The following is a 13988-nucleotide window of genomic DNA, read 5'->3' as shown; positions in this document are numbered from 1 at the left end:
CGATTAATTAATCGTCTTTTTATTTTTTTAAATATATTTACTAAAAATTTAAATATGAAGTATAATATTTAACGAAAAGTTTTAAAATAATTAATAGATTATATATTTGGGAATTAAGTTTTTAATGGTTGGAGAGGGTGATAGTAGTTGAAGAGAATATATAAGATATTTGTTTTTATTGCTTTGTTTTTATTTACTTTTAAATTTAATGTACAAGCTAGTGGATTTGGAGAATATGCCATTTATTATTTAGAACAGATATCTAGGATACCTAGGGTTTCCTTTAGTGACGGAGAGGTTTATACGGCAGATTATTTAGGAAGACTATTGAGAGATTTTGGATATGATACCATATTTGAGGAGATTTCTTTTCCAGATGATACGGTTTTGAATTTTACTCAGGGCTATTATTTATCTCACAATATTATTGCAACTAAAAAAGGGGCAAGTGATTTGGAAGTTATAATTGGTACCTCTTATGACTCTGAAGATGTTAATGGATCAACAGGATTTGAGGGAGCAACTGGTGTATCTGTCTTATTAGAGATTGCTGAGAGAGTTAAGGATATGAGTTTCCCATTTACTTTGAAATTTGTGTTGTTTGGTAGTGGAAAAAATGGAGAGATAGGACCAACACATTATGTTTCAACTAGATCTCAAGATGAATTGAATAATATAATGTATTTTTTAGATATAACATCTCTTGGTAGTGGTAAAAATTTATATATTTATGGTAATAGTGGGAATAAGGGATTTGTTAGGGATGAATTATTAGCATTATCTAAAGATTTGAAAATTGATCTTTTTACACCTGAGGGAAATTTGGAAGAAGGTATTCCATTTGGAGTTTGGAATGATATAGGTGATCATGTTGCATTTAAATATAGTAATGTTCCATTTGGTAAAATTGAAGCTACTTCCCTTGAAAGTTTGGATGAGATGTATGGGTTGCCCGATGATCCTACTGGAGAAGGTGTTGGAATTATCGAGGGAAGCAGTAATGATAATTATGATTATGTGATGAATAATTTCATTGATAATGTTGAGAAAAATTTATCTAATTCTGTAGAACTTGTGTTTAATTATTTGGTTAGAGAAGATAGAAGTATAAAAATAATTACTCAGTTATCAGAAGAGAATATTGATAAGATATCTCAGATAAAATATGAACTTTATAGTGGAAATAAAAAGTTGAAAGAGATTTCATTAGATGAAACTTTAATCACTGAATTTAAAGATTTGGATGAAGGAAATTATACTGTTAAGGTTGTTTGTCCAAAGGAAATTGAATTTTTGAAAGATATAGAGGAATTTGATTTTAATTTTGAAGGTGATTTAAATGGTAAATTTGTTTTTGTAAATGATGAGATTGTAACTTACACTTATAGGAAAGAATTTACTGATAATTATAATTCAGTGAGAGAAGATATTAAGAATAGTAAGTTTGAGATTAGAGCTAAAAAGCTTCTATTTGATTATTCCTCTGGAGTTATGGGTGATTATGAGGAAGAAGACGATAGTAAAAATGAAATGTTAATAAAAACTCTAGCTATAGTTTTGATTGTATTAATTGCATGTTATGTGCTTCTTAAAATTATTTTATCTAAAATTAATAAAAATGATTAAATGAAAACTTTTTGATTAAAGTTTTCATTTTTTTTATTTAAAAAATTTTTGATGTTACGATAATAGGAATAAAAGTGATTATTTAGAGAAATAGATAATTTATTTTCGTTATTCATGCGTTTTCAAGGAGGGAGAAATTAGTGAGTAGGGATACAGATAACGTTAAAAATGATAAAAATTTTAAAAAGAAACTTATTAAATCATTAGGAATCGCAACGACTCTCGCTACGATGACGAGTATTGGAATTTCAGAACTTCCCCTTAAGGAGGTTCAAGCACTTAAATTTAAACTTCCAAGTTTTAAAAAACCCAGTCTTAAAAATCCTGTTAAGAAACCTACTTCAACTTCAAAACCTTCAAGTGGATCAAGTAGTTCAAGCAGTTCGACGCTGAAACCTGTAGGAGGGTCAAGTACTTCAAGTAAACCAGGTGGTACAACATCAACGAATAAACCTGTAGGAGGGTCAAGTACTTCAAGTAAACCAAGTGGTACAACGTCAAAACCTTCAAGTGGATCAAGTAGTTCAAGTTCTGGAAATATTATTACATCAAATAAGGGATCATCAACTTCTTCTAGCTCGTCTTCTAGTGGAACTGGTAATAAAGTTACTAGTAATAATAAACCTGTTACGAATACTTCTACAGGAAGTACTAATAAGCCATCAAATACCGTTACAGCACCTAGTAAACCGACATCAAACACAGGTAGTAGTACGAGCACGACAAAAAAACCAACTAATAATACATCAAATAGTACAAGTAAACCATCGAATGGTGAAAATGGAGGTTTTGGAAGTAATAAAACAGATACTTCGGCATCTAGTAATTCAAATACAGGATCAAATTCAACTAATAAACCGAGTACAGGATCAAATTCAAGTTCAACTAATAAGCCAAGTAGTGGGAATACTTCTTCTAATAGTTCAAGTACTAATAAGCCAAATTCTAGCAATTCAAGTAGCAATAAACCGAGTTCTGATAGTTCATCAAGCTCTAATAAACCAAATTCCAGTAATTCAAGTAGCAATAAACCAAGTTCTGATAGTTCATCAAGCTCTAATAAACCGAGTTCTAATGATACAGGTAACAAAAAACCATCTTCTGGAGAGTCAAGCTCAAGCAATAAAAAACCTGGTACTGATGAAAAACCAGGTTTAGATCAGAGTTTGAAACCAACTACTACAGATAAAATTCAAATAGGTTCAAGTATTGCTGGGAATCTTATGAGTGCAGGATTTATGGTATCTAGTGTAGTTAGTGCTATACAAACTGCAGAAAGTATGAAACTTCAAGAAAAGCTTCAGGCTGAGTCTATAGCTGCCCAGGAGAAAATGCAGCAAAAACAAATGGATCATGAGAAGGAAATGTTAAGAGCTCAAGAAGCGATGAATAGTTTATCACAAGGAGGTTCTGAGCAAACAGATGCAGATGGATATTATGATGAAGATGGTAACTATCATTTTAATGATGGATCAGGATATTTAGATAAAGATGGTAATTTTCATTTAGCAGATGGATCAGGATATTATGATAAAGATATGAATTTCTATTATTCAGATGGATCAGGATATTTAGATAAAGATGGTAATTATTTCCTTTCAGATGGATCAGGATATTATGACAAAGATGGTAATTTTTATCCTTCAGATGGATCTGGAGTTTATGATAAAGATGGTAATTTTACTCCTTCCGAAGATGGTGGAAATAATATTGACGAAGATGAGATTGTTGATGAAAGATTTGAAGATGCAGTTTTACTTGAAAAAAATGAAGATAGTAAAAGAAGAAGTACTTATGCTATGTATTATGAGGATGTAGATTACGATAATAATGATATTACTAAATTTGAGACAGGTGTATCTGAGGCTAGAACGCTTAAAAATAAAGACAGATTTGAAAAATTTATTGATGAAGGAATTCTTACTTATAGGCAACTTCAAGCTATTAAAGAAAATATCGAGGGAGGTAGGATGAATTTCTTCATGATCGAGTATATGTATGAGCAAGATATATTAACTTTAGATCAATCGAATGCTGCGTTAGAGATGCTTGAGTATTTCCAAAGTAATGGAAGTTTTAAATAAAATGGTTTGAGGATTATTTATAAGTCCAAGGAGGGTTAGAAGAATTATGGATTCAAATGATAAAAAACAGAATCAAGTTAATGTTGATTTTAATTCATCAAGGAAGAAATTTTTAAATAGAGTAGCTATGGCTACAGCACTAGTTGGTGTTACTGGTATAGCAGGTCATCAGATAGGAACTGCGAAGAAAGCATCTGCGATGATGAAGATTCCAAATAGGTTTACATCGCCAATTAAGACACCTACTTTTGTAGGTAGTAATGGATTTAAAAGACCTGTAAACGGGGTTACAAATAGTTATAAGCCAACTACTGGAGTGTCTTCAGCAGTTAAGCCAAGTACTGGAGTGTCCTCAACAATTAAGCCAAATAATGTAGTTAAACCTAGTAATACTACTACAACAACAAAACCAACTACAGGTTCCACAGGAATAAAGCCAGGGAATACTGCTAGTTTAGTTAATAAATTTCAGTCGGGTAATACATCAAGTACAGGTAGTGGTGTAAAAGCACCGACTAAGCCAAATGCTGGAAGTACCGTGACAGCGCCGACTAAGCCAAATGCTGGAAGTACTGTGACAGCACCAACTAAACCAACATCAAATAATAATACTACTACACAAAAACCTAGTACAGGTACTACAAGTGGAAGTAGTACAGGAATAAAACCAGGGAATACTGCTAATTTAACTAGTAAATTTGAAAATAATGGTAGTAGTACGAGCACGCAAAAACCTAGTACAGGTACTACAAGTGGAAGTAGTACAAGCGGTACAGGAATAAAACCAGGGAATACTGCTAATTTAACTAGTAAATTTGAAACTAATGGTAGTAAAAAACCAACAACTGGGACTAGTTCAAGTGCAGGAAGTTCGTCAACATTAAAGCCAAATTCAAGCACTTCAAGCGGAAGCTCACAAAATAAACCTAATGGACCTACTTCTTCGAATCAAAATGGATTAAAGCCAAATACTAGCTCTGGATCAAGTTCTCAAAAACAACCTGTTGTAACTCAAACAGGAAGTGGAAATAAAGGTCAAGGAAGTACAACTAATGCAAGTACAACTGGAAATAAAGGTCAAGGAAGTACAACAAATGGAGCAGGTACGCAAAATGGAACTAGTGGAAGCTTAAAACCAACTGGAGGAAATAACGGATCAGGAAGTGGTACAGCTAGTTCAAATGGAAATGCAAGTATAAAGTCAAAGGCTCCAAGTACTAAATCAGCTTCTTTAAAAACTAGTGGTGATGCAGATGTAAATACAAATAGAGTTGGAAATGCTAATGTGCAACAAGGTAGCTCAGGTGGTGGGAAAATGGGTAAACTTATGACTGCGATTGGTCTTGTAAGTACTGTTGCATTTTTAGGTACAGCCATAGCTGGTATAATTCAAGGACAACAGAGTATGGAGATGCAAGTTAAGCTTCAACAAGAAGCTATAAAAGCTCAGGAAGAATTAATGAAAAATCAACAAACACAAGAATATGAGAAATTGGCAGCTCAATTAGGTGGTAAATATGACCCTGAGGCTGGAGTTATAATACTTCCAGATGGAAGTAAATTACATGTTATAACTGGAATAGTTACTCATCCAGATGGAAGCTGGACTGATCAAAATGGTAATTTACATCTACCAGATGGAAGTGGAGTTATTAAGCCAGATGGATCTATTGATATAAATGGGGTAGGTACTATAGATAAGGATGGTAATTTGGTTTTAGAAGATGGATCAGGATATTTTGATAAGGATGGTAACTTTGTGTCATCAGGAAGTATGAATCAAATAGTTGGAATGGCCACAGGTGCTGGATATGGAGGAATGTATACAGATACTAAATTTGGAGGTAAGTCTGTAATCGCACAGAGTGAGAACTATGGATATAAGGCATATAGTAGAGATGAATATGATAGAGCACAAGAGAAAGCGGTATCTCATAAAAGTGTTACAGATGGTATATTTACTGCAAGGGAATATGATGCTGTAGTTAACTTAATTATATCTTCAAAGCTTAACAAATCTATGGTTGAAAAGATGGGACAAGATGGAGCGTTTACAAGTGCTCAAATAGAAGTTATAAATCAACTATTAGATACTTTTAATTCAAGTGGTAAACTTTAATATTTAAGGATTTGATATTCAAGGAGGATGAAAAAATGGGAAATGTTAATGTATCCACAAAGGCTGATCAAAGTAAAAGAAAGGGTATTTTAAAGAAGGCTGCATTACTTGCAACTGTTGCTAGTATCACTAGCGCAGCTGCTATAGGTAACCAAAAACCAAAAGAGTCTGAGGCTTTAATAGGAGCTATAATTGGTATTGTATCTACAGTTATAGGTGTTGCTACTGGAATTGGACAGACTGCTGCAGATATTGTGTCTCAACAGAAGGCAGCAGAAGAAGCAAGAAGAGCAGAGGAAGAGGCAAGAAGACAGGCAGAAGAGCAAGCAAGACAAGAAAGGATGAGAGAGCAGCTTGAAACATCTGCTGAACACAATGTTAGATTAGCAGAACAAGAGGTTAGTGACTCCAAAGAGATAAATATATCTATTGCCGATAACTCATCACTTCAAGAGAGTCAGGCATTGGGTCATGCAATGAGATCTAAGGGAGGTTTGCAGAAGCCAAGCTCACCACCTAAAGGGATAAATGTTGGAGGATTCGGAGCAAGTGACGAAGTAGAAGAGAATGATGAAATTCAAAATATAGTAGAAGAAGATGCTTCAGATGAATATGTTGAGGAAATAGTTGATGATTTTGTAGAGGAAATTCATGATGAAGTGGTTGAAGAGTCATTACAAGAATCATTTGATGTTGATAATTCAGTTGACGAATCATATGAGTCCAATGAAGGTGAGGTAGTAGAGACTAAAAAAACAGAAACTATTACTAAGAAAATTAATTTAAATAAGAACAGTTTAATTCAAAGTAATAAGAAGAGTCCAACAAAGGTAGAAACGAATGTAAGTAATAATGGAATAAGTATAGATATAGGAAATTCTTTAGATGATGAGGATGATTCACCTTCTAATGTTATAAGGTTTGATATAAATGAAAAAGAAGATGATGACGGAATTATTTATGAGGAAATTTTAATAAACTCAGGAACTAATAAAAATAAATATGACGGAGTTGAAGTAGGAGTAAGCGATGATATGCTTATGTCAACAGAAGATGCCGAAAACCATCATTTAGTTAAGGATGGATATTTGAGTGCTGAAGATTTAATACTTCTTGATTTTGCTATAAGAAGTGGAGCTATAACAGGAGAGATTCTTGATATTATGTACGATAATGGGGATATAAGTGACGAATATTATGGTGCTGGTTTAAGTTTAATAGAAGAAATAGCTCAAAGATAGAGTAATTTTACTCTATCTTTTAATTTTGTTTTTTTGCATAAAAAAATGGGTTGAACTTTTTGAGTCCAACCCATTTTTTATTGTTCTAGAAGGTCTAAATAATCTCCGAGAGTCATAGTAGTTATTTCTCCTTCATATGGCACATATTCACCAGTTTCCTCATCGTATTTTAAGAATGAATCTGTATCCATATCGTATAATAATTCGTTACCATCTGTATCGAAATATACTTCAGTTTGAAGATATTCTTTAAGTGGCATTGATAATACTTCTCCTGTGTATTCTATAAATTCTTCTGATTCAGGATCTTCTGGATTAAGTTCGTAGAATTTATCATCATCTGGATTATAAATAAGCTCTTGTCCATTTTCACCTAAGTAAATCATTTCTTCCTCTGTAGAATTAACGTCTTCATTTGTAGTACTGTCTTCTTTTGATGAAGTTCCTGAGTTTGTGTTTCCTGAGCTTGTATTTCCTGAATTCACATTATTATCTGGATTTGAGGTTTCAGAATCTGTGTTTTCAGAGTCTATATCATCAGAAGGTGTTTCTTCTTCATCTGTTGTATCACTAGGTGTCTCTGTATCTTCATTTATATCATCATCTTTATCTTCTAGTTCTTTAGCTAATTCATTTAATGTATCTATAAGATCAGGAAGTTGAATTTTAAATTCTTGCATAGAACTAAGAAGTGAAGTTAACTTTGGTTTTAATTCATCAAGTAATATATTTAATGTTATTTGGTTTTTATAGTCGCTTTGAACTATATTTGAATATTGTTCAGATAATATTTTGAATGTGTCATTAAATACTGTTATAGTTGGCACTAATGAAAAAATTGTTGAAGGTAGTTCTTCTTCTACTGCTTCTTTTAGTTCTGATAATGTTATTGAAATTTCATTTAATAATAGGTTACAGCTATTTTGATCTGCATAAGGAGAAATAGGAGAATTTGATGTATTTAATATTTGAGTTAATTTGCTAATTTCCCCATTATTTACATCCAAATAATTATTTAAGTTGTTATTTATAGGTGTGATTTGTCTAAGCGGATTAAGTTCTGGAAAAGTTTCTTTGAATTCCTCTATAAATCCTATTGAATGTGATGCTGATAAAGCTAGTTCTGCTATTTCTTCTACTGTTAAATCTTTATTAGAGTTTAGCATTTGCATTAAAGTAGTATTTTGTGAAGAATTGGAATCTACATTTGATGATGAACTACTACTTGAATTTGATGATGAACTGTTATTTGAACTTGATGAATTAGTAGTAGAAGATGCATCATCTTCAGTATTTTCGTTTGTATCGTTTGTAGTTTTTTCATTTGAAGAATTATTCACTACAACTGGTCTAGATGTACGACTAGCTTTTGCAGAATTTATATTTATATGACTAACTGCACAGTTTGATATAAAAGATGCCATTAATATACCATATAATAATTTTAAATTTCTTTTCATAGGTACCTCCGAAAATATATAAAACTTACCAATTCCAAAAATTAAAATATACATATTAATTATCGAAAAAAACAGTTAAATTTTAATATTTATATAAAAATCACTATATTTTTTAATAACAATTTTTTTTAAAAAAATATAGAATTTTATGAATAATTTTATCGAAAATTATTTTTGTAAATTTGAGATTAAAGATTATTATACGTATTTTTGATTGTACGAATAATAAACTGGGTATTTATAGGTAGTTAGAACTATTTTTAAAAGTAATACATATAATTTTATAAAGATTAGCTATAGTTAAAATTTAATTTTTGAGGTGCACCAATATATGAAGAGTATTTGTGAATTTAACGTAGGAGATTTTATAGAGATACATCATATTGATCTTTTGAAGTATCAAAAAGAGAGGATACTTTCCATGGGATTTACAAAAGGAACCGTCATAGAAGTATTAAGATTTGGTTATAAAAGAGGACTTGTATTATTTGATGTCAGGGGTATAATGGTTGCTCTTAGAGATGAAGAATCTAAATTTATTTATGGAATAAAAGTTTAGGGGGGTTTATGGGACTTACTAATATATCTTCGAAGAAAGAATTTATGAAAGATATTTTTAACACAGATAATGAATCAAGAAGTATTGTATGTTTAGTTGGAAATCCAAATACGGGGAAAAGTAGTATATTTAATTCTTTAACAGGTATGCATCAACATACGGGGAATTGGTCGGGTAAAACTGTTGTAAATGCATATGGAGAATATATTCATGCGGGAAATGAGTATGGTATTATAGATCTTCCAGGTATATATTCAATACTTTCGTATTCTCAAGAAGAAGAAGTTGCTCGTGAATTTATATGTTTTGGGAAATATGATGTTTTAGTTTTAGTCTGTGATATGACTTCTCTTGAGAGGAATTTAAATATATTTTTTCAAATGCTTGAAATTAATAATAGGATAATCATATGTTTAAATCTCTATGATGAGGCAAAAAAGAAGGATATACATGTAGATGTTGATAAGATGGAAAAAATGCTCGGAGTTCCAATTGTAATAACATCTACGAAAGAGAATATAGGACTTGATAAACTTAAAGATAGGATAAATGATGTTATAAAAGGAAAGTATACTTTTAAAACTTTAGATACAGAATATGATGATGAAGTTGAGAATAATGTTAGCGAAATTTTAGATAAAATGGATGATTCTATAAATTTTTTAAATAAAAGGTGGATTGCTCTTAGACTTATAGATAGCGATATTAGTTTTTTTGAATTTATGTATAAATATTTGAATGAAAATGATATAGATTATATAGAAAATTTTAAAAGCAATTTTGATAGCTATAAAGTAGAGGAAAATAGAGAGAGAATAATTGGTAGTGTATACAAAAGATGCAAGAAAGTAAAGGAAAAGTGTGTAAAAGAATTAGGAGATAAGTATACAAGGGATAGAAAAATTGATGATATAGTAACCTCAAAGAAATATGGTATCCCTATAATGTTTATACTTTTAGGATTGGTATTATTTATAACAATTAGTTTATCAAATGTTCCATCCTCTTTATTATCGAGTATGTTTAATTTTTTAGAAGGTAAATTATCTATATTTATTATGAATTTAGGATTTCCGATATGGATACATGACATGTTAGTTTATGGACTTTTTAGAGTGACTGGATGGGTTATATCTGTAATGTTACCTCCTATGGCAATATTTTTTCCTATGTTTACTTTTTTAGAAGATTTAGGGTACTTACCTAGAGTTGCATTTAATATGGATCATTTATTTAAAAAATCGGGATGTCATGGAAAACAATGTTTGACTATGTGTATGGGATTTGGATGTAATTGTGCAGGTATTATTGGGACTAGAATAATAGAATCCAAGAGAGAGAGATTAATAGCTATAATTACAAATAATTTTGTACCATGTAATGGAAGATTCCCTACCATGATAGTATTATCCACAATATTTTTTTCATCTACAACGAGTTTATTTTTTAACTCTATAATTACTACATTGGTTGTAACTATTATCGTTCTTATAGGAATTGGTGTTACTTTTTTAGTATCTTATATTTTATCTAAGACATTATTAAAAGGTGAACCATCATCATTTACATTGGAACTTCCACCATACAGGAGGCCTAGGATAAGAACTATATTATACACCTCACTAATTGATAGGACAATTTTTGTATTAGGTAGAGCTATAATGATTGCAGCGCCATTTGGGATTATAATATGGATACTTGCAAATATTTTTATAAATGACGTAAGTATAATAAACCATATAATAAATTTTCTTAATCCTTTAGGTAAATTAATAGGTCTTGATGGAGCGATATTGTCATCATTCTTTTTAGGAATACCAGCAAATGAAATTGTTATGCCTATTTTACTTATGAGTTATTTGTCTACGGGATCTTTAATTGATTTTGAAACAGCAAATTCTCTTGGAATGATTTTAAGAGATAATGGGTGGACTATAATAACAGCGATAAATATGATGTTATTTTCTCTTTTGCACTTTCCTTGTTCTACTGCTTTATGGACTATAAAGAAGGAAACTGGTAGTAATAAGTGGACATTTTTGGCTTTTTTAATTCCAACTTGTGTAGCATTTATAGTTTGTTTTTTTGTGAATATATTTTTTAATATTATTTTTAAAGTGTTGTAGCGTTTACAACATTTTTATTTTTATATAATATTATCCTGCATTTTTAATATAATTAAGGGGTTATTTTAAAATTATTTGGTAATAATAAGAGAGAAAGGAGTATACTATGGGGAAATTAAAAGAAATACTTAAAAAAGTTAAAGATTTTATAGAAAAGCTTTCTTCTAAAACAAAAAAGATAATAATTACTGCATTTATAATTTTAGTTTTGTTCCTTTCTTTTTTCTTAGTGTACTCTAATGTTACTAAGTATGGACTTTTATATTCAGATTTGGATCCTGCAGATAGCAAGTATATACATGAACAATTAGTAGATATGGGTTTAGATGTTAAAATAAGAGGGAAGTCGATTTATGTATTAAGAGATAGGGTTGATGAATTAAGACTTACTTTTTCTCCAGAGTTGAAAGGTGGTAGTAAAGGATTTGAACTTTTAGATAAGAGCAGCGGATTTGGATATACGGATGAGGAATTTTTAATACAAAAACAGAGAATTGTACAAGGAGAACTTGAGAGAACCATAAGAAATTTTTCTCAGGTTAAAGACTCACGAGTTCATATTTCGCCATCTAAGACTAGTGTTTTTATGACTGAGAAAGATCCTGCTAAAGCATCTGTTTATTTAAAGTTAAATCCTGGAGAATCTTTATCAAGAGAGCAAGTTAAATCCATAATTCACCTAGTATCAGCAGCTTGGAATAATTTACCTTTTGAGAATGTAGAGGTAGTAGATGCAAGGATGAATTTATTATCTTTAGGAATATATGATGGAAGTAATGAAGTGAATTTTACAGGGAATTTAGATACTCAAATGAATTTAGAGAGGAAATTTGAACATGAACTTGAGAGTAGAATTTTATCTATAATTGAGCCAGTACTTGGATATGATAAGGTTAGAGTTCGTGTTAATGCAGAATTAGATTTTGATTCAAAAAAGAAAACTGAAATAATAGTAGATGATAATAAGGTTCCTATAAGTGAACATCTTATAAAAGAAAATAATGGGACTTCTTCAAACGCTGGAGGTGGACCTATTGATAATAATATGTCAAATGTTGAAGAAGATAATTCTTCTGATAGGTCAAGTAGAGAAGAGAGTATAACCAATTATGAACTTTCTAAACAGGAATCGACTATTATATATGCTCCAGGCGAGATAAAAAGGATTACAGCATCTTTTGTATATGATGGAAATATAACTCAAGATATGAGAGATAATATAGAGAGCTTAATTAATGGAGTTATTGGTTTTAATGCTGAAAGAGGGGATTCAATTTCAGTAGTTGGAATGGAATTTAATGGACTTAAACAAGAAATTTCTCAGATAAAGAGAAGAAGTATTGTTCCTATAATAGTTTCAGTTGTTGCATTAATAGTCATTTTATTTTTAATAAAGATATTTAAGAAGAATAAGGATTCAGTGCCTGCATCCAAAAATGAGAATTTACCACAATCGATTTCAGATGCTAAAGAGATGATACAACAAAATGTTGAAGAAAATATTAAGAAAAATGGTATAGAAGATACAAATCCAGAGAATAAAATGCTTGAAGATGCTATTAAGAATTATGCAATAAATAAACCAAGCCAAGTAGTTGAAATTATAAAATCTTGGATGATGGAAGATACAAGATAATAGGGAGGTATGTATAGATGATAAATTCTATTAGTGGATTTAATAATTTTAATAAAGAAATTTTAACCGTAGGTAGTAGTAGACCAAATGTGTTTTCTGAAATGTTAAACAATTATATAAATAGTTTGGATAGTTATCAAAAGAGAGCTGATAATAGTGTTGTATCTTTTATAAAAGGGGATGAGAGTGAAGTTCATAATGTTATGATAGCTATGCAAGAAGCTAGACTTACACTTCAGACAGCTATTGAAATTAGGAATAAAATGGTAGAAGCTTATCAAGAATTATCCAAGATACAGATATAATTGACAATGTGATTAATTTAGATATATAATGGATTTGTAATTGAATATTTGCTAGGGGTGCTTTAAGCTGAGAGATGGTATGAGATATATTGTCAACCCTTAAACCTGAACTGGATAATGCCAGCGTAGGAAAGCGTTAATATACGAATAATGTGTGGCTATGTTCAGTATTGAGCATAGTCATTTTTTTATGATTATTATTATGGGAGATGACTTGAAAATGTATTTTCTAGTTTTGATTTTGATAATTATATTTATATTGATTTATGCATTTGAATTAAGAAGGAGTAAGTTTGATACAAGAACATTAATTACCATAGGAGTTTTTTCAGCTCTTGGATATGTACTTAATTTGTTTAAATTTATAAGGATGCCTCAGGGTGGATCTATTACATTTTTTTCAATGCTTCCTGTTATGATGATTACGTTCATACGTGGTAGATGTGTTGGACTTACATCAGGATTTTTATTGGGGGTGTTAAAAACATTTGATGGATTGGTTATTGTTAATCCACTTCAATTTATTTTAGATTATTTATTATCTAATATGTGTTTAGGTTTTTCGAATATTTTTGGAAATAAAAATAGGATAATGATATTTTTAGGAAGTTTATTTAGTGGAATTTTATGTGTTATGTTTAATGTTGTGTCAGGAGTTTTATTTTTTAGTGAATTTGCACCAGAAGGATGTAATGTCTGGATATATTCTCTTGTATATAATTTTTCGAGCATTGGGATTGAAGTATTATTAACATCTATAGTTATGTCATGTATGCCTTTAAATAGAATAATAAAGAGTTTAAACAAAGAAGCGTAGAAATATTCTACGCTT

10 protein-coding genes and 1 riboswitch are annotated in these 13988 nt (G+C 30.5%); of the genes, 9 read left to right on the top strand and 1 reads right to left on the bottom strand.

What is annotated here, in order from left to right:
- Positions 1–147: 147 nt before the first annotated feature.
- The 4 genes from SFBMNL_RS06790 to SFBMNL_RS06775 all read left to right on the top strand — a co-directional run bounded on the left by SFBMNL_RS06790 (position 148) and on the right by SFBMNL_RS06775 (position 7070).
- The gene (locus tag SFBMNL_RS06790; RefSeq protein WP_005805281.1) at positions 148–1626 is read left to right on the top strand and encodes a M28 family peptidase; all 1479 of its coding nucleotides are present in this window, start codon (positions 148–150) and stop codon (positions 1624–1626) included.
- Between the two features lie 140 nt (positions 1627–1766).
- Positions 1767–3710, top strand: a complete 1944-nt coding sequence (locus SFBMNL_RS06785) for a hypothetical protein (RefSeq protein ID WP_042294979.1) — start codon at positions 1767–1769, stop codon at positions 3708–3710.
- A 46-nt stretch (positions 3711–3756) separates the two neighbouring features.
- Complete coding sequence (locus SFBMNL_RS06780; RefSeq protein WP_042294977.1) at positions 3757–5829, top strand: hypothetical protein; 2073 nt, start codon at positions 3757–3759, stop codon at positions 5827–5829.
- Between the two features lie 35 nt (positions 5830–5864).
- The gene (locus SFBMNL_RS06775; RefSeq protein ID WP_005805287.1) at positions 5865–7070 is read left to right on the top strand and encodes a hypothetical protein; all 1206 of its coding nucleotides are present in this window, start codon (positions 5865–5867) and stop codon (positions 7068–7070) included.
- A gap of 77 nt (positions 7071–7147) precedes the next feature.
- On the opposite strand, the gene SFBMNL_RS06770 is transcribed toward SFBMNL_RS06775, so the two are convergent.
- Complete coding sequence (locus tag SFBMNL_RS06770) at positions 7148–8530, bottom strand: hypothetical protein (protein ID WP_042294975.1); 1383 nt, start codon at positions 8528–8530, stop codon at positions 7148–7150.
- 331 nt (positions 8531–8861) lie between these two features.
- Between SFBMNL_RS06770 and SFBMNL_RS06765 the strand changes: the two genes are divergently transcribed.
- The 5 genes from SFBMNL_RS06765 (at position 8862) to thiT (ending at position 13973) form a co-directional block, all read left to right on the top strand.
- Complete coding sequence (locus SFBMNL_RS06765) at positions 8862–9089, top strand: FeoA family protein (RefSeq protein WP_005805291.1); 228 nt, start codon at positions 8862–8864, stop codon at positions 9087–9089.
- Positions 9090–9097: 8 nt separating this feature from the next.
- The gene (feoB, locus tag SFBMNL_RS06760; protein ID WP_005805293.1) at positions 9098–11215 is read left to right on the top strand and encodes a ferrous iron transport protein B; all 2118 of its coding nucleotides are present in this window, start codon (positions 9098–9100) and stop codon (positions 11213–11215) included.
- Between the two features lie 106 nt (positions 11216–11321).
- The gene (gene fliF, locus SFBMNL_RS06755) at positions 11322–12851 is read left to right on the top strand and encodes a flagellar basal-body MS-ring/collar protein FliF (protein ID WP_005805294.1); all 1530 of its coding nucleotides are present in this window, start codon (positions 11322–11324) and stop codon (positions 12849–12851) included.
- Between the two features lie 17 nt (positions 12852–12868).
- Entirely contained in the window at positions 12869–13156 is a 288-nt protein-coding gene (gene fliE / locus SFBMNL_RS06750) for a flagellar hook-basal body complex protein FliE (RefSeq protein ID WP_005805296.1), read from the top strand.
- A gap of 43 nt (positions 13157–13199) precedes the next feature.
- A riboswitch (TPP riboswitch) is annotated at positions 13200–13305 on the top strand.
- 71 nt (positions 13306–13376) lie between these two features.
- Positions 13377–13973: an energy-coupled thiamine transporter ThiT gene (thiT, locus tag SFBMNL_RS06745; protein WP_007440642.1), complete on the top strand. Its 597-nt coding sequence runs from the start codon at positions 13377–13379 to the stop codon at positions 13971–13973.
- The last annotated feature ends 15 nt before the right edge of the window (positions 13974–13988 follow it).

Source organism: Candidatus Arthromitus sp. SFB-mouse-NL (genome assembly GCF_000709435.1).
Taxonomy (GTDB): Bacteria; Bacillota; Clostridia; order Clostridiales; family Clostridiaceae; genus Dwaynesavagella.
Note: the sequence above shows the minus strand (reverse complement) of the source record. Positions and strands in the feature narration are given on the sequence as shown.